This window comes from Algoriphagus taiwanensis (assembly GCF_036245645.1).
Taxonomy (GTDB): Bacteria; Bacteroidota; Bacteroidia; order Cytophagales; family Cyclobacteriaceae; genus Algoriphagus; species Algoriphagus taiwanensis.
Genome location: NZ_BTPE01000002.1, coordinates 62,469 through 84,144, shown reverse-complemented (window position 1 = coordinate 84,144; position 21,676 = coordinate 62,469). Strand labels below are relative to the sequence as shown.

Genomic DNA, 21,676 nt, shown 5'->3' with positions numbered 1-21,676 from the left:
TTATTCCCACTCGATGGTTGCCGGTGGCTTGGAAGAGATATCGTACACCACACGATTGACACCTTTCACCCGATTGATGATCTCGTTGGACATTTTGCCCAAAAAGTCATAGGGCAAATGAATCCAGTCCGCGGTCATCCCGTCCACAGAACCTACCGCCCGAAGTGCTACTACGCGCTCATAGGTTCTTTCATCACCCATCACACCTACAGACTGAATCGGAAGTAAAATCGCTCCCGCCTGCCATACCTGATCGTAAAGACCATGGTTTTTCAGGCCTTGGATGAAAATATGATCTACCTCCTGAAGGGTTTTTACTTTTTCCTCAGTGATATCACCCAAGATTCGAATCGCCAATCCCGGTCCCGGGAAAGGATGACGGCCGATAATGGTCTCAGGGATCTCCAAAGCCCGACCCACTTCACGTACCTCGTCTTTGAAAAGTGTATTTAATGGCTCGACCACGGATAATTTCATAAAATCAGGCAGTCCGCCCACATTGTGGTGAGATTTGATCGTAGCAGATGGTCCTTTGACAGAAACCGACTCGATCACGTCAGGATAAATAGTTCCTTGACCCAGCCATTTCACTCCGTCGATTTTGTGTGCTTCGTCGTCGAAAACCTCAATAAATACTCTTCCGATCGCCTTTCTTTTGGCTTCCGGATCAGTCAGACCTGCCAAAGCATCATAGAATCTTTGCTTAGCATCCACGCCGATCACATTTAGACCCATGTGCTTATAGGAATCCAGCACTTCTTCAAATTCATTTTTGCGAAGCAAACCATTATCCACAAACACGCAAGTCAACTGATCACCTATAGCCCGATGAATCAAAGTGGCAGCCACAGAGGAATCCACTCCTCCGGATAGACCCATTACGACTTTATCCGAACCGATTTTTGTCTTGAGTTCGGCAACAGTAGCATCAATAAACGTATCGGAAGTCCAATCCTGAGCACAGCCGCAAATACCTACCACAAAGTTTCTAAGCAGGTTCTTACCCTCGAGGGAATGGGTTACTTCCGGGTGGAACTGAATACCATAGGTTTTTTCGCCTTCTACCTTGAAAGCAGCCACTCTTACTGATGAAGTGCTGGCAATGACCTCAAATCCGGCAGGAAGCTCCTTGATCGTATCGCCATGCGACATCCACACTTGGGAGCCATGAGTCATTTCTTTCAAGAGGTCGTGGTGAAGATCGATGTGATCAAGGTTAGCACGTCCGTATTCACGAATCGTGGACGGTAGAACTTCCCCTCCATATTTGCTGGCCAAAAGCTGCGCTCCGTAGCAAACACCCAATACAGGAAGTTTACCGCGGAAAGCATCCGTATTGACATCGGGAGCGCCTTCGTCTCTTACAGAGCAGGGAGAACCGGAAAGGATGATCCCCTTGATGTCAGGGGTGATTTCGGGGACTTTATTGTAGGGGTGGATTTCGCAATAAACGTTGAGTTCTCGGACTCTTCTTGCAATCAGCTGGGTGTATTGAGATCCAAAGTCTAGGATCAGGATTTGTTCTGCCATGCGCAAAGGTAAGCAGGGCAAGCCGCTTACTAAAATTCGGCAAAGAAAATTTGGGGAGGGATTTGAAAATTGAAAGATAGGAGAATTGAAAAATTATCACCATCATCAATTTAACAATTGTTTAGTTAAAAGAATTAAAACCTTCTTTTTGATTAATAAATTCTTTCGGATGTTTGACTTACTAACTTTTAACGAAAATCATCATGAAAACAAATCGACTATTTCTGGTCTCTTTATTTTTGGTTTATCTCCCACTTGTGTCCCTAGGACAGGATAAACCAAAGATACAGTACACTATTGGTCTAGGCTCAACTTTGGATAGGACGAACTCTGTTTGGGGAGTAAATTTTTCAAATGAGCTGAATGTCAACTTGAGAAAAAGGACTTCATTTAATCTGGGGTTAACTTTTTATCAATCCTTATTCTCCACTTCACCGACATCACTGGCACAAGAACCAGGTGGAAAGAACAAGGATCAATCCTCAGGACTTTTTATTAGTCCAACTCTCAAATACGATATCCTCCAACGGCCTTCTGGTTTCAAATTGGCCTTTGCCATAGGACCCTCTCTTCAGCTTGGAGGAGATACCTTCCAGCCCCTTTACTTTACCGGGGCCCCGACCCAGCCTTACACTGTCAACAAGTACCAAAGACTTGGCCTTCTGGCAGAACTGGAAGCAGAATGGAAGTCAAAGAATCCAAACATTAAAAATGCTGTGAGTATCTCTGCTTATGGGGTGGGTGAAATTTTTCCTTGGTATTTCAATTTGACTTACAAGTTGCGATTTGGACTTGGAAAGAATTAGATTCAAATTTTGCTAATTAAATAACTGAATGCCCTTTTTAGGATTTTCAATTAAAAGCTGATTCCAGTCCTCATCCCTAAACCCTTTTTCATTCAGGATTGGGATCAGCTTTTCAAAAATATTGGTGAAAGGCTGGAAATCCCCACCTCCTGCCTTAGCAGGATCATACCAACCCGCATCATGGGAAATCAGGATATTGCCAAGTATTCCCTTTTCCTTGGCGAAAAGCAGTCGCTCCACGTAGGGATCAATTGCCCAACCTATTCCATCCAGACTGATCCAAACTCCCATTTCGGCTGCTGTTTGATAGTTAGCAAAATCGGGTTCATTTTGGGCATGCACCCACACAAATTCAGAGGGCTCCACTCCCATTTCCTGAAGAATCCGCACTTCCTGAATGGCGGTATTCCAAGTTCCGGTATGAGAGGCGATGGTCAAACCTGTATTTAGGTGGGTGATGGCTGCGGCTCGCACGAGCTTTTGATCGATTGCCGAAAGCGGATCTGCCTCATTCACAGAAATCTTGATAAAACCCGGTTTGATCCCCGTTCCCTCGATTCCATTTTCAAATTCGGCTATCCATCGCTCAGCAAGTTGCTCGGCAGTTTCTGTTTGGACAAAGTCGGGAAGGTATTTCCCTCCCACTGCTCCATAAAATCCGGTATTGGTCAGGATTTGTATTCCTGATTTCTCACTCAGGGATTTCAGAAGCAAGGGATCTTTGGCCAAATAGCTTGGAGTACAATCCAGGATAGTCCGAACCCCATGTTTTTTGACTTCCAGAAGGTAAGGAAGAACTTTCTTTTCGACCGAGTCCCGGTTCCATCGATCCGAACTGATCGAATCTGCCCCGATAAAATCAACCAGCATGTGCTCGTGAATCAAGGTCAAACCCATTGAGTCGATCAGGATCGGCCCAGTGACTGTATTTATAGTATCGTCAATAGAATCTGAAGGAGGATTTTGACAGGAAATGAAAATTAGGGAAATGAGAATCGAGATTAGGGATTTGAGCATTGCCTTAAAATTGGTTTATAGGTTATCAAGTTATGGGCTAAGTCAACAAAATCCCAGTACCTTAAAATTGATTTTACAGAGGACTTTAATTCTGCTGCAAACATCTGTCTTCCGACTTCCAGCATCGGACAAATTCCTTATTCCACTTCCTCGGCTCCAAAAAGTGTCTGCAACTCCACCGCGTCTATTCCTTTCTCCTCCTGCAAAAACCGGCCGAAGGAAGCCGTGCTGCCATGAGTCAGGTAAACTTTTTCGGCTTCAGTAGCTGTAATCGCTTGGACCAATCCTTCCCAATCCGCATGGTCCGAAAGCACAAATCCACGATCAGCAGCTCTTCTCCTTCGCGAGCCGCGTACAGCCATCCAGCCGGAACAGATTCCAGTCCGATAAGGGGAAAATTTCCGCATCCAAGGTGTACCCATTGCTGATGGTGGCGCGATAATTAATGCACCTTTAAATCTGTTTTTCGGAATATCCTGAGTCACTTTGGGCACATCCCAAATAGGGATTCCGTTAGCAATCAGGGCTTGATTGGTATTCCAGATGGCTCCGTGAACAAAAACTTCTCCTATTTCCCGATCCAGATTTTGGATGATTCGCTGGGCTTTTCCCAAGGAATAGGCAAAAAGTACCGAATTTCGGCCTTCAGCTGAATTTTCTCTCCACCAGGAATTGATTTGGGAGAAAATCTCGGCCTGTGACTCCCATTTGTAAATCGGTAGACCAAACGTGCATTCAGAAACAAACTCATGACATTTCACTGGCTCAAAAGGTGTGGAAAGCCCGTCATCTTCGACTTTATAATCCCCACTGACCACAGCCACTTTTCCCTGAAATTCTAGCCTTACCTGTGCCGAACCCGGAATATGGCCGGCAGGATGGAGACTGATTTTAACTCCGTGGATATCCAATTTTTCTTGGTAATCCAGCGTATGCAGGCTGATTTCTGCACCTAGGCGTAACTTCATGACTTCTGCTGAATCCCGATGTGCCAAATAATGCTTCATCCCCCAGCGGGCATGGTCGGAATGGGCATGCGTAATAACTGCCCTATCAACAGGCCTCCATGGATCTATGAAAATCCCCGCGGGAGGACAAAAAAGTCCGGAATCGGTGAGTTCGAGGAGTTGCAAATTCAGGTTTTATTGGAAAACAGAAACAAATGATTCCTCCAAGGGATTAAAAGCCAAGGAGGCCTAAAGCTCTGTTGGATTTACTCCCGGTTTTGGAAAGGCTAATCTACCCAACTTTTCTCCGATATGGTACTCATCCAAACCACTCACAGTAACCGTTTCAAGCGCATTGAGATCCAAAGATCCATCTTTGCGAAGCCCTTTTTCTTCTATATAAATATGATCAATACTTCCAATGACCAGAACGGTCTGATTTACCTGAAGGGTCTGAGTCTCTACTAAACTACAGCCAAGCTGCAGCGGACTTCCTTTGACAAAGGGAGCAAAAAAATCCCCTTTCTTCTCCTCTTCCAATCCTGTACCCTCAAATTCACTTCCTTCCCAATTAGCAGCCGTCCAGTGGGCTTCCTGATAAAAAGAAGGAGTGACGTGATTGAGTGTGAAAAAGTTGGTGTCGAGGATATTTTCCAGAGTATCTCGCTTGACTGTATGAGGCCTGAAAAGAATACCGACCAAAGGTGGAGCTGCACCGATGTGGAATACCTGAGAAAAGGGAGCCACGTTGGTGACTCCCTTTTTGTTTTTCGTAGCAATGAGGTTTAGGCTTTTGTAACCTGAAAGGCAATTGATCAGATTTCTTCTGAAAAAAGAATCCATATCCATTATTGCTTCAGAAGAAAAATACCGGATCATTTGACGATGGCCTCCTCTATGCTGTCGCAATATTTAATATCCAGCTGATCGATGATATTATCCGGATAGTTTTGCAAAATCTGATCCTTGGCGATTTGAACCATTTTTTCAAACCACTTTTCGGCAGGGAGAATCTTACGATGAGTTTTCAATCCAAAGGCGAGCATATCTTTTTTCCAGTGGATGAAATACCACTCCATAGTGGGCTGATGAAATGCCCTCAGGGATCTTTTGTCAAAGATAAACTTCTCAAAATCACCTGCTTTTACGATTTCACCGATTTGCAGGAAAACCGACTGGAAATCCTCGATGGGAATGTAATCGGCCAACAATTCACAGATGATGATCTTCTTTTCAGCACTGACCAATACCCTCGCGTAGCGTTCCTCAAAGGCTATCTCGAAGTCCTGGATTTCGGAAGGGTTTAGAGTTTGATTCATGGCTTTAATTGAGGGATTGGGTTAATACACTGTTTTTCTAGGCTGAGATTGGGAAATTTTGACCTCATCTTGAAATTCCGATAGACGGGTCTCTAAATTAGAAGCATACTCCAAGGTGGTCCGCATCATGTCTTGCTGGGACTGAATCTGCTCTTTGAGACGACAAAGTTCCTTATTGACCTCTGCCAGCCTCATTTCGTACTCTTGCTTTAGCCTCTCTTTCTCCAATTGGGCCTTCCTCAATTCTTCCTTAAACAACAGGAATGATTCAGGTGGTGTCTTCATATTCACAGCTCGTTCTTCTCGGGACCGTACCCGATTATGAGACAATATTTGGGGTAAAATTGTTTTGAGATTATTTCAAATTGGACATTCCTCCATCTATATGAAGAATTTGCCCGGTCATCCAGGAGGATTGCGAAGACAGCAAAAAGAGGGTTGCCGAAGCCATGTCTTCAGGAGTACCAATCCTTCCCAAGGGGTGACGCTTATCAGACGCTTCCTTCTTTTCAGGGGTGGAAAGTAAAGCCGATGCCAATGGAGTCTCAGTCAGAGATGGGGCGATGGCATTAACCCGGATTTTGGAAGGGGCCCACTCTGCTGCCAATGATCGGGTCAATCCCTCAATTGCACCTTTTGCTGAAGATATTCCTGCATGGAATCCCATTCCTGTCTGTACTGCTACTGTGCTGTACAGAACCACCGATGGTGAATCCGACTTTTTCAAGCCCTTCATGCAAGCCTGCAATACTCTTACCGCTCCAAAAAAATTGATTTCCATTTCATTCTTGAAGTCTTCTATCGAAATCCGATGGAATGGTTTTAAGTTAATCGTCCCTGGACAATAGACCACTCCGTCCACTTTCTCGGGTAATCCTGGAATCTCTGAAAAGTCGCTGCTTATGTCCAATGCCGTAGTACCTTCTCCGCTTTTTGAGTAAAGAAACAGATTTGCGCCCTGATCACTGAGAGCTGAAGCCACTGCTTTTCCTATCCCAGAATTCCCTCCGATTACTACTATATTTTTATCCTTCATTTCGTTTTTTGTTTTATCATAAAATCAATAAAAAGGGCTTTTGTTTGCATTACTAACAAAAAAAGCCGGGATTTTATGCCCGGCTTCCTGTTGGTCTAGTTTGCGCTTCGAATTACTTCTCTAAGCTGATGTACTTCAAGAATTCATTGCGGCTTTGTTCGTCATGTTTGAATTTTCCGGAGAAGAAAGAAGTCACTGTAGAACTGTTGGTGTCATTCACTCCACGGCTGCTCACACACATGTGATACGCATCCATGATGACTGCCACGTCTTGAGTTCCCAATACTTCGATCAATTCATTTCCGATCTGCATGGTTAGTCTCTCCTGCACCTGTGGACGCTTAGAGAAATACTGCACGATCCGGTTGATCTTGGACAATCCGATTACGCTACCATTGGAGATGTAGGCGACATGCGCTTTTCCGTAAATCGGCACAAAGTGATGCTCGCAGTGAGAATGGAAAGTAATGTCCTTCTCCACTAGCATCTCATTGTATTTGTATTTGTTTTCAAAAAGCTTGGCTGCCGGTTTGTTTTTTGGATTGAGGCCGGAAAACACCTCTTTCACATACATTTTGGCGACTCGGTGAGGCGTACCTTTCAAACTGTCGTCAGTCAGGTCTAGCCCCATGATATTCATGATTTCACGAAAGTGCTTCTCGATGAGCTCCACCTTGAGGTCGTCATCCATTTCGAAGGCATCCTCTCTGAGAGGAGTTTCGAAAGAAGTTCCTACATGCTCTTCACCAATTTCCTCAAAGGAAGCGCGGGCAATATCAATTCCCATCGTATTCAACAAAGTTTCTTTCTGTTTCATAAAGTCGAATGATTAGTTCGAATCGCCGATCAATTTTTTCCCTCAAAATATTCCAAATAACCACTGCAATGTTTTCAGCAGATGGATTGAGATTTCTGAATTCATCGGTATCCAAGTTTAAGTTTTTGTGGTCAAATTTATTTAGCACATGCTCTTTGATCAGATCGCTGAGCTCCTTCATGTCATATACGTAGCCTGTTTCAGGATCGATTTCCCCTTTCAGTTGGACTATCAGATCATAGTTGTGGCCATGGAAATTGGGATTGTTGCATTTACCGAAAACCTGCTGATTTCTCTCGTCAGTCCAAGATGGATTGTAGAGTCTGTGTGCTGCGTTGAAATGCTCTTTTCGAAATACGGATACTTTCATTGAAGGTAGAAACAGGGTAAATTAAATTTTTGTTTAACGATTTTCATTTTTTCTTAAACAACATCAGCAATTCCCTGCATATCAAAGGATTATTTTTTTCTGGAAGGCAAAAGTAGAGATATAAACTTCCAGAGCCAAGCTCAACTTTTTCCTATACCAAAGCTAAAACGGCAAGTGTCCTGAAATTGGTTCACTTTTGGGAAGGTACTGACAAAATGGAAAGTTCAATTATTCTGGCAAAGTATTTGATTTTCTGGACAATAACCTACCTTTAAAGTCTCACCCCAAAAACGAATCTCATGTCCGCCTTCCAGGGAATCCTATTGCCCCTCATCTGGATCTTCACCTCCACCCCTCCTTTACCAATACCTGCAAACCATTCACCTGAAGTGGAGAAAAGCAAAAGTGAAATCATTTGGGATCATTTGAGCGAAAGCTATGAAAACATCCCCTCAGTAGAAGCCTTGGATTTTGCATTGGACGGGTATGAAAACCTGGAAGAAGAGCTGGAAAAGCAGGTTTTGACCTTGATTGATTTCTCTCTTCCATCTACTGAAAAGAGACTATGGGTCATTGATCTCACCCAAGGAAAAATCCTTCTAAACACGGTGGTAGCTCATGGAAGGAACTCAGGAATGCTGATGGCTGAGAAGTTTTCCAATCGACCCGAATCCTACCAAAGCAGCCTTGGTTTTTACAAAACAGGAGAAACTTACTTTGGCAAGCATGGATACTCGCTCAGACTGGACGGGCTGGAAAAAGGCATCAATGATCAGGCAAGAAACCGGGCAATTGTCATCCATGGTGCCGACTATGCGCGCGAAGAAGTCGCCAAAATGTCAGGCCGCCTTGGCAGAAGTCTAGGTTGTCCTGCAGTACCTTCAGAACTTTCCAAGGAAGTCATCGATTTGATTAAAGACGGATCACTTCTTTTCATTTTTGCTGATCAGGAGGAATACCTCAATCAGTCCGAATACATTCAGGATTGATTTATTTTTTGAGCAAAGCCAAAACTTCCGCATCCCGGTTATAAATATCCTGACGGAAATGGGGCTGTCCTTTGGAATCAGCCCAAAACGTGAGATAAAGCAGTACTACCGGTATTTTTCTCGGCAAATTGACAATCTGCTCTTTTTCCTGATGCATGGCTGCATCGATCTTTTCAGGCGTCCAAGAGGGATCATCTCTCAAAAGCAGCTGGGCAAAGGCCGCGGGATTTTGCAGACGGATACAACCATGACTCATAGCCCGGTCTTCCCTTTCAAATAAGGAGCGAGCCGGAGTATCGTGAATGTAAACACTGTAGGAATTAGGAAACATAAATTTCACCAAGCCCAGGGAATTGCTTCCTCCTGGCTTTTGGCGGATGAGATAAGGAAAGGATTTGGAAGACCAATCGATAGTGCTCGGATTTACAGGTTTTCCCGAAGTGGTGATCACCTCCATGTTTTTGTTTTGGAGGTAATTGGAATTTTTTCTTACCGCAGGAATAATTTCATTCTTGGTGATGGAATAAGGAATATTCCAATAGGGGCTGAAAACCAAATAACTCATTTCGGCCCTGAAAATGGGAGATTCATGATATCGCTTCCCGACAATGACCCGGGAAGTAAAAATCGTATCCAGATTATTCAGGTAGTCCAACTGAAAATTGGCAATGTTGACCACAATCAGCTCAATATTCTGAACCGTATCAGGCAGCCAACGCAGCCTTTCCATATTTACCCTTGCCTTATCAATTAGGGCAGAAGGAGATGCATTGAGGGCGATCACGGTATTTTTGCCGATAATCCCATCCGGTTCCATTCCGTTTTTTTCCTGAAAACGAACCACCCCCTCAAACATCAAGGAATCGTAAGTTTTAGGATCAACAGGCGAAGCCGACTCCAAGTATCCCCAAAACTGAAGCCTCTGTCTCAACGAAGGGATAGAAGAGTGCACATCTTCCACTTTGATGGATTTATCCACTTTCAAGGTTTTCCAATCAAGGGAGTCTTCTTTGGATTTTTGCTCGAGGGAGCGGATTACCTCCCTGCTCCGTTTGTAAATGGTGAATTTGGGATAAAGAGCCTGAAGGTTTCTTCGGATATCATTTTCAGCTACCGCCTTTTTCAACAAGGCAAAATGATCTACCCGACTTCCCTTTCTCTCAATCTCCCATTCTCCTTTTAATCGTGAAGGATCGATCTTTCCGACTTCCAAGTCCTCAGAAAGCTGGAAAAAGGCATTGGATAAGAGCAAATCCAAGGCAGCTAAATCTCCGGCCTCATTGGACTGTTTTGATTCTTTATTGGCCTCAAAGGTCTGAAAAAAAGCTTCAATCCAAGCCAATTCGTAATCCTCGGGATCCAAACCGTCATATTTGGACTCTTTGATTTCGTGCCTCATTTCGTAGGCCAATTCCAACAGCACACCATTTTTGGTCCAAACCTCTTCAAAATTCCTATCCACATAAAATGAATGAATAAAAGGACTGGTATCCAACTGCCTACCTGAAATCAGTAATTGATCTCCAGGCGTTTCATATTCTAAAATGGATCGGATTTGATCTTGGATGGATGCTGGTTGTTGCCTTCCAAAAACTGTGGAAACACAAAACCAGAAAAGAAGAGTTAGGACCGGGTTTTTCATAAAAGGCGATTATTCAACAGCAAAATCCTGATACTTTCTTCCCAACTCCCAGGATTCCTTGAGCATCTTCAGGAAGTCGCCCATTCTATGAAGAGGAATTAGATTAGGTCCATCACTCAGTGCTTTGGCAGGCTCAGGATGAGTTTCTATAAAAAATCCATCAATCCCTGTCGCTGCAGCTGCTCTAGCCAAAAACGGCGCAAACTCCCGCTGTCCTCCACTGCTTCCTCCCTGCCCTCCGGGCTGCTGTACCGAATGCGTAATATCGAAAACCACAGGGGCAAATTGTCGCATAATTGGCAAACCTCTCATATCCACCACCAGATTGTGGTAACCCAGAGAAAAGCCCCGCTCGGTTAAGCATACATTTTCATTGCCCGTGGATCTTACTTTTTTCACTGCAAACTGCATATCTTCTGGTGCCATGAATTGCCCCCGCTTGATTTTGACGGCCTTTCCGGTATTTCCTGCAGCGAGCAACAAATCAGTCTGTCGACATAGGAAGGCCGGAATCTGCAATACATCGACCACTTCGGCTACTTCAGCGGCTTGGTAAGATTCATGGATATCAGTGACCAAGGGAACATTGAGTTCCTTTCCCACTTTTTGCAAAACTTCCAAAGATTTGTCCATTCCAATGCTCCGAAATGAACCCGAGGAGGTTCGATTGGCTTTGTCAAAGGAGGCTTTAAAGACATAGGAAAATCCATGCTCTTCAGCCCAAGCTTTGACTTTGCTTCCGATTTCCAGACAAATATCCAAACTCTCTACCGCACAAGGCCCGGCAAAAAGGACTGGTTTTTCAGACCCTAGGACGATTCCTTCTCGGATTTGCATGGGTTGTGTATTTATTTTCATTATTCCTGTTGGGATAAAGTTTCAATTAATGGGGCCAATTGGCCTCTGGTATGGAGGAGAATATCCCCCACTTCTCGGAAAACCCCTTTGCCTCCCGCAAGAGGAGATACATAATCTACTGCTGCCTTGACGTAAGGCAATGCATCCTGAGGAGCGATAGAAAAGCCCACTTGGGTCAAAATAGGCAAATCAATCAAATCATCCCCAATGTAAGCCACTTCATGGAGCTCGATTTCCATTGTCTCCAGGATTTCTCGGAGCTTTTTTGCTTTGTCTTTGATGCCATGGTAGTGAAAATCAAACCGGAGTTCTTCACATCGGTTTTCGACTACCTGAGACTGCCTTCCGGTGATAGCACCCACGAGAATTTTTGACTTGCGCAGATGCTGCACAATCAATCCATCCTTGACATTATATTTTTTGTATTCAGTGCCAAAGTCATCGTAGATAATACCTCCATCGGTAAGTACTCCATCCACATCGGTGATGAGAACCTTGATGGGATAGGCTTTTTCCCAAACTGCCTCAGGGACATGGGCAAAATAAGCTTGAATTATTTTTTCTGTTTCCATTGAATCGAATAAAGGTCCAATCTACGTTGTTCGAGATTTCTTACACTACCGGCTTTTCTCTGCTTGGTCAACAAATCCAAGTCCACATCTGCCACAATAGTGGTTTCCGCGTTCTCGGAAGCCTGTGCTACGATGGCATCATGAGGAAATGAGAAATCCGAAGGAGAGAAAATCGCAGATTGGGAGTATTGGATATCCATATTTTCCACTTTGGGAAGGTTACCTACCGAGCCGGTGATGGCCACATAACACTCATTCTCGATGGCCCGTGCTTTGGCACAGGTATTAACTCTGAGGAAAGCATTTTTGGTATCTGTCCAGAAAGGCACAAAAAGAATGTCCATTTCTTGCTCGGCAAGGATTCTTCCCAACTCAGGAAATTCCACATCGTAGCAGATCAAAATCCCGATCCGTCCCGCATCTGTATCAAATACATTGATTCCGTTTCCTCCCTGAAGCCCCCAATAAGCTGCCTCATCCGGAGTGATATGCAATTTGTATTGCTTATCCTGAGTACCGTCTCTTCGGCAGAGATAACTCACATTTCGGAGTTTTTTCCCATCGTACTCCGGCATAGAGCCTGCGATGATGTTCACATTATAGGATACAGCCAAATCACTCATTCTGGAAACAATCTCGTCCGTGTAGTCAGCCAGATTCCTGATTGCCTCAGAGGCGTCCATATCATTGAACTCGGCGAGCATAGGCGCATTGAAAAATTCAGGCAATAGACAAAAATCGGATTTATACCCCGAGACCGTATCCACAAAAAACTCCACCTGCTGCATCAGGTCGTCCACATTTGAGAATCTTCTCATCTTCCACTGCACCAATCCAAGGCGCACGATAGACTTTTTGTTACCAATAAGTTTCTCCTCTTTCTCGTAATAAATATTGATCCATTCGAGCAGAGTGGCGTAGGCACGGGAATCCGTATCCTCAGGAAGATATTTGGTGATTACTTTTCGTACGTGGAATTCATTGGCCAACTGGAATGAAAGCACAGGATCAAAAATCTCCCGGTTTTTGACCAAATCGATGTACTTGCGCGGAGTCATTTCGTCCGCATATTTGGAATACCCGGGAATCCGCCCTCCTGCGATGATTGACCTTAGGTTTAGATTTTCACAAAGCTCCTTTCGGGCATCGTAGAGTCGTCTGCCCAATCGCATTCCCCTATAATCGGAATGCACAAAAACATCAGTCCCATACAGGGTATCTCCCTCGTCATCATGGGTGTCAAATTTTCCAAAACCGGTAATCTGATCGTAGGTATGATTGTCCCCAAACTTGCCATAATCCACAATAATACTCAGTGCGGCGGCAATGACTTTGCCGTTGTCTTCAATACAAATCTGACCTTCAGGAAAGGCTTTTATTTGGTTTTTAAGCTCTTGTTTGGTCCAGGCCCCTCCCTGATTTCGATAAATCGAAACCATGATTTCCCGTATATCCTCGTAATCCGAGAGCTTGATATTTCTTAGCTTGAGCCGATGCTCTAATTCTTCTCTTTGCTTACTCATAGTCCCAAAATTACAAGAATTCAGACAATTATTTTAAATCACCAAGGTTGCAAAGGCTAAATCAAAACAATATTTCGCATATGCCGATCTGGAAAAAGATTTCTGGTTTATTGCCCAAAGTTTGGATAGTTTTACCCAACTAAATTAAAGTTTAATCCCCTATACTTAGCGAAAACATATGGATCAAACGCAGGACTTTTGGAAGTGGCTGGAGAATATAATCAATCAAAATATTTTCTCTTTGGGAGAAACCAAGTTGACCATAGGTTTGATTTTGACTCTGATTGTTTCATTCACCCTGCTTTTTGTAGGTGCGGAATGGATAAGAAAGTTGATAGTCAAAAAAATCCTTCACAAAAGGGAGATTGAAATCGGCACCAAAGAGTCCATTGGCACCATAGTCAAATACGTAATCATCCTGGCAGGTATTTTTTCCATTCTCCAGACCAATGGAATCGACCTGAGTGCATTTGGAGTTTTGGCAGGTGCTATCGGTGTGGGTATCGGTTTTGGTTTGCAAAACATCACCAACAACTTTATTTCCGGATTGATCATACTCCTGGAACAACCCATCAAGGTGGGAGACCGGATAGAAGTAGGGGGAATTAACGGAGATGTCATTTCCATATCGGGAAGATCCACAACTATTTTGACCAATGACAATATCAGCATCATCGTGCCCAACAGTCAGTTTATTGACAGTCAGGTGATCAACTGGTCGCATAACGAGCGCAAGGTCAGATTCAATTACCCTGTAGGTGTCTCTTACAAAGAAGATCCGGAAAAGGTGAAGAAAATCCTCTTGGAAGTGGCTTCTACCAATCCCGGCGTCTTGAAATTTCCTGAATCGGATGTCCTTTTTGAAAGTTATGGTGACAGCAGTCTTAATTTCAACCTCCGGGTGTGGACATCGGAGTATGTAAACAAACCTTTGGTACTGAAAAGCCAATTGTATTATGAAATTTTCAAGAGGTTTTCGGAGGAAAAAATAGAAATCCCGTACCCACAGCGGGACTTGCACTTGAGGTCAGGATTTGAAAAATTGGATAATTAATCTATTTTTCCTGATCTTTTCCGAATAGTAGCGCAGGGGAAAGGGTTTAGCATGAAAAAGTTTCTATTTGTATTTTTCTTAGGAATGGGGATAAGTCAAACTTATTCCCAAAGTTTTTATCGCTACCGCTTTGAAGAACCTTGGTCAATTTCTGCAGGAATTGGCCCTACCCAATACTTTGGAGAGCTTTATTCTTTTTGGAAATACAACGAAGGGGTGCAGCCTGACTGGAATGCTAGCTTTTCGGTCAATTATATTTTCGGAACTCATCTTAAGGCACGGGGGGAGTTTACCTATTATAAAATGTCCGGTTCAGATCCTCCTTCAGACCCAAGAGCCTTCAGATATCCAAGAAACCTCCACTTTAGGGCCTCCAACATGGAGCTGACCGGGATAGTAGAATACTACTGGCATCCGGTGAAGTTAAATAACATTACCAGACACCTTTGGAACCCCTACATCTTCTTTGGGATAGGTGTATCTACCAACAATCCGCAGGCTGAACTCAACGGCACTTGGATTGACTTGAGACCTCTGCAGCTGGAAAATAATCCCTACGAGAAATACATCATGGTTTTCCCTATGGGATTGGGCTTCAAGTATAAGCTCAATGTCTACATGGATCTCAAAGTAGAAGGCAACTATCGCTTTACCTTGACTGATTACATGGATGATATTTCTGCATTTAATGTAAGCGAATTCTATTTGGATTTGGTCAATGACTATGTCACCGGTCAAAACCCGGATAGATTACGATTAGCCATACGCAATCCCCAATTTATGCTGGACAACGGGGAACCGGATGTGCAAGCTATCCTGAATAACCGCGGAAGAATCCGAAGAGGCTCGGGTCTTACTCATCGATACGATGGATACATGACCCTAAATGTGGGAGTGGAAATATTCCTGTCAAGAGACATTTGGGATAACTGGATCTTCCGTGACAGAATTTACGAAAAGAGATTCCGATTCTGGTAATCAATTGCCTCCTCTTCTACAGCAAGGAAGGAGAAGAAGCAAATAACTATGGAAAGTCAATCTGCAGATTTCTGGCTGTTTCTGGCCGGACTTGCCCTTTTTCTTCTGGGCATGTCTCAGATGGAGCATGGGTTTCGGGAAATGGCAGGCCCTACTTTCCGTCGATTTTTGCAGGGATTTACCAATAAGCCCTGGAAAGGAATATTGGCAGGTACTCTGACCACAGCCATTTTGCAAAGCAGCTCCTTGGTGACCTTGATGGTTTTGGCATTTCTCGGCGCTGGATTGATCAATTTGAGCTCGGCGATTTCCGTCATCTTGGGAGCAAACCTCGGCACCACCATGACCGCGTGGATTGTAGCCTTGCTGGGATTCAAAATATCGGTTTCCGCATTTGCCTACCCCTTTATTGGCATCGGAACACTGACTTACCTGACATTTTCCAAAAGACCGATCCTATCCTTTTTGGGATTGATTGTTTTGGGCTTTGGCATGCTCTTTTTTGGTTTGAATTTGATGAAAACAGCCATTGAGGATCTATCAGAGCGGGTAGATTTTTCCCAACTCGCCGATTATGGGAATTGGGTCTTTCTCCTCACCGGCATCATCCTTACCGCCCTGATCCAATCCAGTTCAGCTACCTTGGTGATTCTACTAAGTGCCATCCATGCCGGGGTTATTGGAATCGAAGCAGGTGCTGCAGTCATCATTGGCGCCAATATCGGGACCACAGTGACCATCAGCTTGGGCGCTTTTGGAGGCAAGCCCGATAAAAAACGGTTGGCAATCAGCCATATTGTCTTCAATCTGACCACAGGCTTGATCTTTTTCCCCTTTGTGAATCCCTGCATTCATCTGATCCAGTCCCTATTGCCGGATTCGGGGGAGTTGATCCAACTGGTTTTTTTCAACACCTTCTTTAATGCCACAGGAATCCTGATTTTTTATCCGTTTTTACCCAAACTGGAAAAATGGCTGATGAAAAACTTCCAGGCAACTGAGGAAAACTCTCCCACGGAATACATCCAAAAAGCCGATCCGGAAATCCCCCAAGTGGCACTAGAGGCACTGCGAAAAGAGAATCTGGAGTTATGGGAAAAGGTGCAGGACTTTATCCTTCTCATCGTCAAAGGCACAAGAAGGTCAGATGGACAGAAGGAGTCGATTTGGGCAAGGCTCATCCGGGAGTCCAGGCACCTTGATGTGAAGTATGCCCATCTGAAAGAAATCGAAGAAGAAATCACCCGATTCAACCTGCAGCTGCAAAAGAAAATCCAGGATGATGAGTCGGCCAGCCTCTATGCATCCTATACTTTGACCACTAGGCTGCTGATCTATGCAGCCAAAAATTTCAAAGATATTCTCCACAATTTGAAGGAATTGGAAAATTCGGAAGATCCTGTAGCCGAATTTGTACTGAAGGAAGTCAGGACCAAAGTGACTCATATTTTTAGCCAAGTGAATGAAGCCTTGGAAAAAGAAGATGCACTCAAGGCGATCGAAGCGCAATTTCACGGACTGAAAAAGTGGCAAAAACAGCTCACTGAAAAAGTCTATGAACAGATGGAAAAAAAATCACCCGAGGTCCAGATTTCCACATTGATCCATATCGAAGAGCAGGTATTTCAGGGATTAAAAAACATAGGTGCTGCAGTCGTACATCTGCAGCACCCAATCAGCCAAGTCCTGGACTTCCAAACTCAAGAAAACGGAAATGGCTCCTAACTTGACTTGATGCTGAGTACTCCCACAGGAGATTTAAAGATTACCGTTTCGGTGGTCCCAATCACGTAGGAAGAACTGCCTTTGCGGTTGGAAGAAACCAAGACAACTAGGTTTATCCCCTTTTCAGCACAAAAAGCCACAATTCCCTCATCTGCATCTTGGTGATTGAATACATGCCGATGAATGACAAACTGCTCGTGGCCTTTGGCGAATTCCGCCATTTCACGATCAGAATCTGTAGAATTGGTGAAATGCTCCGGTGTGTTCACATGCAACAGATGAACGGAACTTTTGAAAGCTTTGGCTAAAGGAAGAATGTTGGAAAAGGCTTGTTTGGAAGAAGCATCAAAAGCCGTGGCGAAGGCTATTTTTCTGAAAGCATTGCCATCCAAGGCTTCTTTGACCGCCAAAACGGGACAATTTGCATTTCTCAACACCTTTTGAAGATTAGAACCGATGAATTTTCCCTCCTGATAGCCTTTGCCGTAGGCACCGATAATGATCATATCGGCTTTGTTTTTATCTGCTACTCGGACTATTTGCTCATGGGGTACGCCAATTTTCACCACCGGCTCGATCTGTGCTTTGGCCGGTGCGACTGTGCGGATATATTCCGGAAGGACATCGATTGCTTCCTGCCTTTCCTGAATCAAGTCAGGATACTTGTTTTTTGCATCATCGCTAAGCAAATCCCAATCTACCTCCGAAGGAATCACCGTCACGCAGAGGATTCGGGCATCCATCTTCGTACTGATTCTCTGAGCAGTTTTGAGGGCTGCAAGCGAGTAAACTGAAAAATCGAAAGGAACTACTAGCGTTTTCATGGTTAGTTGGGATTGGTTCGTTGCCTAAAGTTGGAATTCCTCAGTGAAAAATCATTTGCTATAAATCAGGGCATTACCTGATAAAAATTAGCTTTTCCAGCTACTGCTAAAATACTTACTGCCAACTGAGTATTGAAAAATAAACTCTATTTTAGACCTGAATCTATTTGAAAACCCATGAACTCAAAAACACTAACTCTTACAGGAATCATCCTCTTTTTGGCCTTTGTCTCATCCCCTTTACTTGCCCAAACTCCCGAAGAAAAACTGAAAGCAATGGGACTGGAACTGCCAGAAGTAAGTCAGCCCATGGCCAACTATGTGAAATGGAAGCAGGTTGGCAACCTTTTGTTTTTGGCAGGAAATGGTCCCGATGTGTTTGGAAAAGTGGGAGATGATCTTACCCCTGAGCAAGGCTACGAAGCTGCACGGCTGACCGGATTGGAGATCATCGCTGTCCTCAAAGCCGCCACAGGAGACCTGAGCCGGATCAAGCAGTTTGTGAAAGTATTGGGTATGGTCAATTCGGCACCTGACTTCACAGGTCATCCCAGGGTCATCAATGGCTTCTCGGACTTGATGGTGGAAGTCTTCGGGGAAAAAGGCAAGCATGCCCGATCTGCAGTAGGAGTAGCGGCTTTGCCTAATAATATTGCTGTGGAAATTGAGGTGATCGTAGAGTTGGAGGATAACGAGGAATGATCAATAATCAATTTTCAAACTCAATGAACAAATTCATGAGTCAAATGGACTCCAAACTGAAGAATTGAAAATTATTCAGTTTCCATCGATAATTAGTCATTTGACTTTGTCCATTGGCCAATGCTTATTGCACATTGGTTATTGAAAATTGGTCATTGTTCATTGCTCACTGCTCATTGGTCATTGAAAATTGATCATTGGCCCGCCATTGCCAGCCTGTATCTCCACACTTCTCTGACCTGCTCGATATCCACTTCGAAGGGAACATAGATCGGGTTGGCGGAGCAAAGCAGTAACTTCTGTTCGGATTTGATTTTGTTGTAGGCAATCTTGAAAGTCACCCCATCCTGTTCGGTGACAATCACATAGCGTTCTCCATCTTTGATCGCCATCCAGTCATCCACATATTCGCAGACAATCCAAGCTCCATCAGGAATCGGCAGCATGGAGTCTCCATCCACTTGGAAAACCCGATGTTTTTTATCCATTGGTAGAAATGGCAAGGAGAATCTCGGCAATTCGGAGATAAACTCCGGATCGGCAAATCCTGCCAAGTAACTTGCTTTCGCCTTTTGGGAGACCACTTCGATCAATTCTCTTCCCTGCTCATCCACTGTCGTGGACAAGATTCGAAGCTTTCTTCCTCTTAGAAACTTGTCTGTTTCCAGGAGTTCGCGGAGTTTGTATTCGGAGTAGGTAGTTAGATCTTCCCTGAGCAAGATATCGATAGAGACACCGAGTTGATCGGAGATTTTGACCAGGGTTTCCAAGGGCGGGGTGATATTGATCTCATAGCCGGCAAGCTTGGAGCGGGAAATTCCCAATAACTCGGAAAGGGATTCTTGTGTGAAGCCTTTCTTTTTTCGCAGGAATTTGAGGTTAGTATTTAATATCATGGATCTTTTTAATATATGCTGGGCAAGATATTTTTTAAGATATAGCTGAAGCTGAGATACTTTTGAAGATATGCTACGCGAGATATTTTTTAAGATATGGCTGAAGCTGAGATACTTTTGAAGATATGCTACGCGAGATATTTTTTAAGATATGGCTGAAGCTGAGATACTTTTGAAGATATGCTACGCGAGATATTTTTTAAGATATGGCTGAAGCTGAGATACTGATGAAGATATGCTGCGCGAGATAGTTCGAAACTATCCCAAATCCTTCTTGGCTTCATAAGTTGTTTTTATCTGGCTATTCAATTTAATCTGTAGGCTTTTTGCGATCAAAAACATGGCTTCATGTTCTTCTTTAGTGACTACACCTCGCTCAAAACCAAGGTCAATCCAATGATCCATTCCCTCAGAAAGTGAGGCTCGAGAGATATAATAAAACCTAATCCGCTCCAAGAAATGATACCTGGCATAACCTTCTGCAATATTTGCACCCACCGAATCGATCGCCTCTAACATTTGATCTCCCCAGGTTTTACGCTGATGATATCCCAATCGCTCGTAAATCAGCCAAGCCTTAGCGGATAATTCCCTTGCCAATCTATAGATCGTCAATTCTTTGAGCGGGATATATTTTGATCTTTCGCCCATCACTATAATAGTTTAAATATCAATAGTATACTTGATTCACCTAAAGACAGCTGCGCAGATATTTTCAAGATATGACTGCGTCAGATAAGCCCTATCTTGCCAAGCATATCTCCTTATCTCGCGAAGCATATCTTTTTTTCAAGACAACCCGCGTCTTTACCGATTCCAAATCTACTCTTTTTGATTAAATTATAAACATCAAAATGTCAATAAAATTAACAAAAGGCCATGGAAGGGAAGAGAAGTATTGTGCATATGGATTTGGACACGTTTTTTGTGTCGGTGGAGCGGCTTTTTGACAGCCGACTCCTTGGCAAACCCATCCTCATCGGGGGTTCGAGTGACCGGGGAGTCGTGGCCTCGTGCAGCTATGAGGCGAGGAAGTTTGGCGTACACTCGGCCATGCCCATGCGGACCGCGAGGCAACTCTGTCCCGAGGCGGTGATCGTGCGGGGGGATTTTGAGAAATACAGCCAAAAATCCCACGAAGTCACCGAGATCATCAAGGAATCTGTGCCGCTTTTCGAAAAGTCCTCCATCGATGAGTTTTACATCGATCTCACAGGGATGGATCGCTTCTTTGGCTGCTTCAAGCTCGCCCACGAACTCCGGCAGCGCATCATCCGCGAGAGCGGTCTGAATATCTCCATGGGCCTATCGGAAAACAAAACCGTCTCCAAAGTCGCCACCGGAGAGGCCAAGCCCAACAACGAGAAGCAAATACCAATCGGCGAGGAAAAGCCCTTTCTCGCTCCCCTATCCGTGCGAAAAATCCCCATGATCGGCGAAAAAACCTCCCAAACGCTCTACAGTATGGGCGTCAAAAAAGTCCATACCCTGCAGCAGATGCCTGCCCAGCTCTTGGAGGCTACGTTTGGGAAAAACGGCAAAATGATCTGGGAAAAAGCCAACGGCATCGACCGCTCTCCGGTCATCCCCTACTCCGAAGCCAAATCAGTCTCCTCTGAAAACACCTTCGAAGAAGATACCATTGACGTCAAGCTACTCGAGGCCACGATGATCGCCATGTGCGAGCAACTCGCATCCAAGCTCCGGCAAAAAGGCCAACTCACCGCCTGCGTGAGCGTGAAGATTCGCTACTCGGACTTTGAAACACACACCATGCAGCAGCGGATTCCCTACACTTCGGCGGACCATACGCTCTTGCCTGTGGTAAAAGACCTTTTCCGCAAACTCTACAGCCGTCGTCTCCTTATCCGCCTGATCGGCGTGCGCTTCAGCAGCTTGGTCTATGGCAATTACCAGATCAAACTCTTCGAAGACAGCCAAGAGCAGATCAACCTCTATCAGGCCCTCGACCGACTTAATGTCAAATACGGCGACAAAACCGTCTGCCGCGCCGTAGCCATGGGTGTGGGAAGGAGAAGGTTCAATCCATTCAATGGGATGGAGGTGTGAG

Annotated in this window: 23 protein-coding genes; 7 read left to right on the top strand and 16 right to left on the bottom strand. The window is 44.4% G+C overall.

All coding sequences use genetic code 11. The features are described 5' to 3' along the window. Nucleotides 1-1,530 carry a glutamine-hydrolyzing GMP synthase gene (gene guaA, locus AAA938_RS02560; RefSeq protein WP_338227053.1) on the bottom strand — a complete coding sequence of 510 codons (1,530 nt, stop codon included), beginning with the start codon at nucleotides 1,528-1,530 and terminating at the stop codon, nucleotides 1-3. Nucleotides 1,531-1,733: 203 nt separating this feature from the next. Between guaA and AAA938_RS02555 the strand changes: the two genes are divergently transcribed. After that, nucleotides 1,734-2,336 (top strand): hypothetical protein, encoded by a 603-nt coding sequence (locus AAA938_RS02555; RefSeq protein ID WP_338227052.1) that lies wholly within the window; start codon nucleotides 1,734-1,736, stop codon nucleotides 2,334-2,336. A 12-nt stretch (nucleotides 2,337-2,348) separates the two neighbouring features. On the opposite strand, the gene AAA938_RS02550 is transcribed toward AAA938_RS02555, so the two are convergent. The 8 genes from AAA938_RS02550 to AAA938_RS02515 all read right to left on the bottom strand — a co-directional run bounded on the left by AAA938_RS02550 (nucleotide 2,349) and on the right by AAA938_RS02515 (nucleotide 7,842). After that, the gene (locus AAA938_RS02550; RefSeq protein ID WP_338227051.1) at nucleotides 2,349-3,353 is read right to left on the bottom strand and encodes a phosphotriesterase family protein; all 1,005 of its coding nucleotides are present in this window, start codon (nucleotides 3,351-3,353) and stop codon (nucleotides 2,349-2,351) included. A gap of 137 nt (nucleotides 3,354-3,490) precedes the next feature. Continuing rightward, nucleotides 3,491-4,486: a ligase-associated DNA damage response exonuclease gene (locus AAA938_RS02545; protein ID WP_338227050.1), complete on the bottom strand. Its 996-nt coding sequence runs from the start codon at nucleotides 4,484-4,486 to the stop codon at nucleotides 3,491-3,493. Between the two features lie 63 nt (nucleotides 4,487-4,549). Continuing rightward, nucleotides 4,550-5,143, bottom strand: coding sequence for a flavin reductase family protein (locus AAA938_RS02540; protein ID WP_338227049.1), 594 nt, complete (start codon nucleotides 5,141-5,143; stop codon nucleotides 4,550-4,552). A gap of 32 nt (nucleotides 5,144-5,175) precedes the next feature. Further along, the gene (locus AAA938_RS02535; protein ID WP_338227048.1) at nucleotides 5,176-5,619 is read right to left on the bottom strand and encodes a hypothetical protein; all 444 of its coding nucleotides are present in this window, start codon (nucleotides 5,617-5,619) and stop codon (nucleotides 5,176-5,178) included. 21 nt (nucleotides 5,620-5,640) lie between these two features. Then, entirely contained in the window at nucleotides 5,641-5,904 is a 264-nt protein-coding gene (locus AAA938_RS02530) for a hypothetical protein (protein ID WP_338227047.1), read from the bottom strand. Nucleotides 5,905-5,974: 70 nt separating this feature from the next. Continuing rightward, the gene (locus AAA938_RS02525) at nucleotides 5,975-6,655 is read right to left on the bottom strand and encodes an SDR family NAD(P)-dependent oxidoreductase (RefSeq protein WP_338227046.1); all 681 of its coding nucleotides are present in this window, start codon (nucleotides 6,653-6,655) and stop codon (nucleotides 5,975-5,977) included. 112 nt (nucleotides 6,656-6,767) lie between these two features. Further along, nucleotides 6,768-7,472, bottom strand: a complete 705-nt coding sequence (gene folE, locus AAA938_RS02520) for a GTP cyclohydrolase I FolE (protein ID WP_338227045.1) — start codon at nucleotides 7,470-7,472, stop codon at nucleotides 6,768-6,770. Further along, nucleotides 7,432-7,842, bottom strand: coding sequence for a 6-pyruvoyl trahydropterin synthase family protein (locus AAA938_RS02515; protein WP_338227044.1), 411 nt, complete (start codon nucleotides 7,840-7,842; stop codon nucleotides 7,432-7,434). The genes folE and AAA938_RS02515 overlap by 41 nt, the downstream gene beginning before the upstream one ends. Before the next feature lie 299 nt (nucleotides 7,843-8,141). Here AAA938_RS02515 and AAA938_RS02510 point away from each other — a divergent pair, with 299 nt between their 5' ends. Beyond that, nucleotides 8,142-8,831, top strand: coding sequence for a murein L,D-transpeptidase catalytic domain family protein (locus AAA938_RS02510; RefSeq protein ID WP_338227043.1), 690 nt, complete (start codon nucleotides 8,142-8,144; stop codon nucleotides 8,829-8,831). Nucleotide 8,832: 1 nt separating this feature from the next. On the opposite strand, the gene AAA938_RS02505 is transcribed toward AAA938_RS02510, so the two are convergent. Genes AAA938_RS02505 through AAA938_RS02490 form a run of 4 tightly spaced genes read right to left on the bottom strand, consistent with a single transcriptional unit; the run spans nucleotide 8,833 to nucleotide 13,426 of the window. Further along, a complete protein-coding gene (locus tag AAA938_RS02505) occupies nucleotides 8,833-10,473 on the bottom strand; it encodes a L,D-transpeptidase family protein (protein WP_338227042.1) in 1,641 nt (546 codons plus the stop codon). A gap of 9 nt (nucleotides 10,474-10,482) precedes the next feature. Beyond that, on the bottom strand, nucleotides 10,483-11,331 hold the full coding sequence (kdsA, locus tag AAA938_RS02500) for a 3-deoxy-8-phosphooctulonate synthase (protein ID WP_338227041.1): 849 nt from the start codon (nucleotides 11,329-11,331) through the stop codon (nucleotides 10,483-10,485). Next, nucleotides 11,331-11,903, bottom strand: coding sequence for a KdsC family phosphatase (locus tag AAA938_RS02495; RefSeq protein WP_338227040.1), 573 nt, complete (start codon nucleotides 11,901-11,903; stop codon nucleotides 11,331-11,333). Before AAA938_RS02495 ends, kdsA begins: the two co-directional genes overlap by 1 nt. Continuing rightward, nucleotides 11,885-13,426: a GNAT family N-acetyltransferase gene (locus tag AAA938_RS02490; protein WP_338227039.1), complete on the bottom strand. Its 1,542-nt coding sequence runs from the start codon at nucleotides 13,424-13,426 to the stop codon at nucleotides 11,885-11,887. Before AAA938_RS02490 ends, AAA938_RS02495 begins: the two co-directional genes overlap by 19 nt. A 178-nt stretch (nucleotides 13,427-13,604) precedes the next feature. Between AAA938_RS02490 and AAA938_RS02485 the strand changes: the two genes are divergently transcribed. The 3 genes from AAA938_RS02485 to AAA938_RS02475 are packed head-to-tail and all read left to right on the top strand — an operon-like array spanning nucleotide 13,605 to nucleotide 17,183. Next, nucleotides 13,605-14,480: a mechanosensitive ion channel family protein gene (locus AAA938_RS02485; RefSeq protein ID WP_338227038.1), complete on the top strand. Its 876-nt coding sequence runs from the start codon at nucleotides 13,605-13,607 to the stop codon at nucleotides 14,478-14,480. Between the two features lie 51 nt (nucleotides 14,481-14,531). Continuing rightward, nucleotides 14,532-15,458: a DUF6089 family protein gene (locus tag AAA938_RS02480; protein ID WP_338227037.1), complete on the top strand. Its 927-nt coding sequence runs from the start codon at nucleotides 14,532-14,534 to the stop codon at nucleotides 15,456-15,458. Between the two features lie 48 nt (nucleotides 15,459-15,506). Beyond that, complete coding sequence (locus tag AAA938_RS02475) at nucleotides 15,507-17,183, top strand: Na/Pi cotransporter family protein (protein ID WP_338227036.1); 1,677 nt, start codon at nucleotides 15,507-15,509, stop codon at nucleotides 17,181-17,183. Here AAA938_RS02475 and AAA938_RS02470 read toward each other — a convergent pair. Next, entirely contained in the window at nucleotides 17,180-18,007 is an 828-nt protein-coding gene (locus tag AAA938_RS02470; RefSeq protein ID WP_338227035.1) for a universal stress protein, read from the bottom strand. The genes AAA938_RS02475 and AAA938_RS02470 overlap by 4 nt on opposite strands. A gap of 177 nt (nucleotides 18,008-18,184) precedes the next feature. Here AAA938_RS02470 and AAA938_RS02465 point away from each other — a divergent pair, with 177 nt between their 5' ends. Further along, nucleotides 18,185-18,709, top strand: coding sequence for a RidA family protein (locus AAA938_RS02465; protein ID WP_338227034.1), 525 nt, complete (start codon nucleotides 18,185-18,187; stop codon nucleotides 18,707-18,709). Nucleotides 18,710-18,903: 194 nt separating this feature from the next. Here the strand turns inward: AAA938_RS02465 and AAA938_RS02460 are convergent, their stop codons facing one another. Together AAA938_RS02460 and AAA938_RS02455 are read right to left on the bottom strand one after the other, a co-directional pair. Next, nucleotides 18,904-19,605, bottom strand: coding sequence for an XRE family transcriptional regulator (locus AAA938_RS02460; protein ID WP_338227033.1), 702 nt, complete (start codon nucleotides 19,603-19,605; stop codon nucleotides 18,904-18,906). A 258-nt stretch (nucleotides 19,606-19,863) separates the two neighbouring features. Continuing rightward, complete coding sequence (locus tag AAA938_RS02455) at nucleotides 19,864-20,256, bottom strand: four helix bundle protein (RefSeq protein ID WP_338227032.1); 393 nt, start codon at nucleotides 20,254-20,256, stop codon at nucleotides 19,864-19,866. A 228-nt stretch (nucleotides 20,257-20,484) separates the two neighbouring features. Between AAA938_RS02455 and dinB the strand changes: the two genes are divergently transcribed. Continuing rightward, nucleotides 20,485-21,675: a DNA polymerase IV gene (dinB, locus tag AAA938_RS02450; protein WP_338227031.1), complete on the top strand. Its 1,191-nt coding sequence runs from the start codon at nucleotides 20,485-20,487 to the stop codon at nucleotides 21,673-21,675. The last annotated feature ends 1 nt before the right edge of the window (nucleotide 21,676 follow it).

What these genes read in the sequence shown, in the direction of transcription:
- AAA938_RS02510 (WP_338227043.1), top strand. Translation starts at nt 8,142, where the DNA reads ATGTCCGCCTTCCAGGGAATCCTATTGCCCCTCATCTGGATCTTCACC.
- AAA938_RS02480 (WP_338227037.1), top strand. Translation starts at nt 14,532, where the DNA reads ATGAAAAAGTTTCTATTTGTATTTTTCTTAGGAATGGGGATAAGTCAA.
- AAA938_RS02455 (WP_338227032.1), bottom strand. Translation starts at nt 20,256, where the DNA reads ATGGGCGAAAGATCAAAATATATCCCGCTCAAAGAATTGACGATCTAT.
- guaA (WP_338227053.1), bottom strand. Translation starts at nt 1,530, where the DNA reads ATGGCAGAACAAATCCTGATCCTAGACTTTGGATCTCAATACACCCAG.
- AAA938_RS02555 (WP_338227052.1), top strand. Translation starts at nt 1,734, where the DNA reads ATGAAAACAAATCGACTATTTCTGGTCTCTTTATTTTTGGTTTATCTC.
- AAA938_RS02530 (WP_338227047.1), bottom strand. Translation starts at nt 5,904, where the DNA reads ATGAAGACACCACCTGAATCATTCCTGTTGTTTAAGGAAGAATTGAGG.
- AAA938_RS02490 (WP_338227039.1), bottom strand. Translation starts at nt 13,426, where the DNA reads ATGAGTAAGCAAAGAGAAGAATTAGAGCATCGGCTCAAGCTAAGAAAT.
- AAA938_RS02495 (WP_338227040.1), bottom strand. Translation starts at nt 11,903, where the DNA reads ATGGAAACAGAAAAAATAATTCAAGCTTATTTTGCCCATGTCCCTGAG.
- AAA938_RS02470 (WP_338227035.1), bottom strand. Translation starts at nt 18,007, where the DNA reads ATGAAAACGCTAGTAGTTCCTTTCGATTTTTCAGTTTACTCGCTTGCA.
- AAA938_RS02540 (WP_338227049.1), bottom strand. Translation starts at nt 5,143, where the DNA reads ATGGATTCTTTTTTCAGAAGAAATCTGATCAATTGCCTTTCAGGTTAC.
- folE (WP_338227045.1), bottom strand. Translation starts at nt 7,472, where the DNA reads ATGAAACAGAAAGAAACTTTGTTGAATACGATGGGAATTGATATTGCC.
- dinB (WP_338227031.1), top strand. Translation starts at nt 20,485, where the DNA reads ATGGAAGGGAAGAGAAGTATTGTGCATATGGATTTGGACACGTTTTTT.
- AAA938_RS02505 (WP_338227042.1), bottom strand. Translation starts at nt 10,473, where the DNA reads ATGAAAAACCCGGTCCTAACTCTTCTTTTCTGGTTTTGTGTTTCCACA.
- AAA938_RS02460 (WP_338227033.1), bottom strand. Translation starts at nt 19,605, where the DNA reads ATGATATTAAATACTAACCTCAAATTCCTGCGAAAAAAGAAAGGCTTC.
- AAA938_RS02550 (WP_338227051.1), bottom strand. Translation starts at nt 3,353, where the DNA reads ATGCTCAAATCCCTAATCTCGATTCTCATTTCCCTAATTTTCATTTCC.
- AAA938_RS02465 (WP_338227034.1), top strand. Translation starts at nt 18,185, where the DNA reads ATGAACTCAAAAACACTAACTCTTACAGGAATCATCCTCTTTTTGGCC.
- AAA938_RS02475 (WP_338227036.1), top strand. Translation starts at nt 15,507, where the DNA reads ATGGAAAGTCAATCTGCAGATTTCTGGCTGTTTCTGGCCGGACTTGCC.
- AAA938_RS02525 (WP_338227046.1), bottom strand. Translation starts at nt 6,655, where the DNA reads ATGAAGGATAAAAATATAGTAGTAATCGGAGGGAATTCTGGGATAGGA.
- AAA938_RS02485 (WP_338227038.1), top strand. Translation starts at nt 13,605, where the DNA reads ATGGATCAAACGCAGGACTTTTGGAAGTGGCTGGAGAATATAATCAAT.
- AAA938_RS02535 (WP_338227048.1), bottom strand. Translation starts at nt 5,619, where the DNA reads ATGAATCAAACTCTAAACCCTTCCGAAATCCAGGACTTCGAGATAGCC.
- kdsA (WP_338227041.1), bottom strand. Translation starts at nt 11,331, where the DNA reads ATGAAAATAAATACACAACCCATGCAAATCCGAGAAGGAATCGTCCTA.
- AAA938_RS02515 (WP_338227044.1), bottom strand. Translation starts at nt 7,842, where the DNA reads ATGAAAGTATCCGTATTTCGAAAAGAGCATTTCAACGCAGCACACAGA.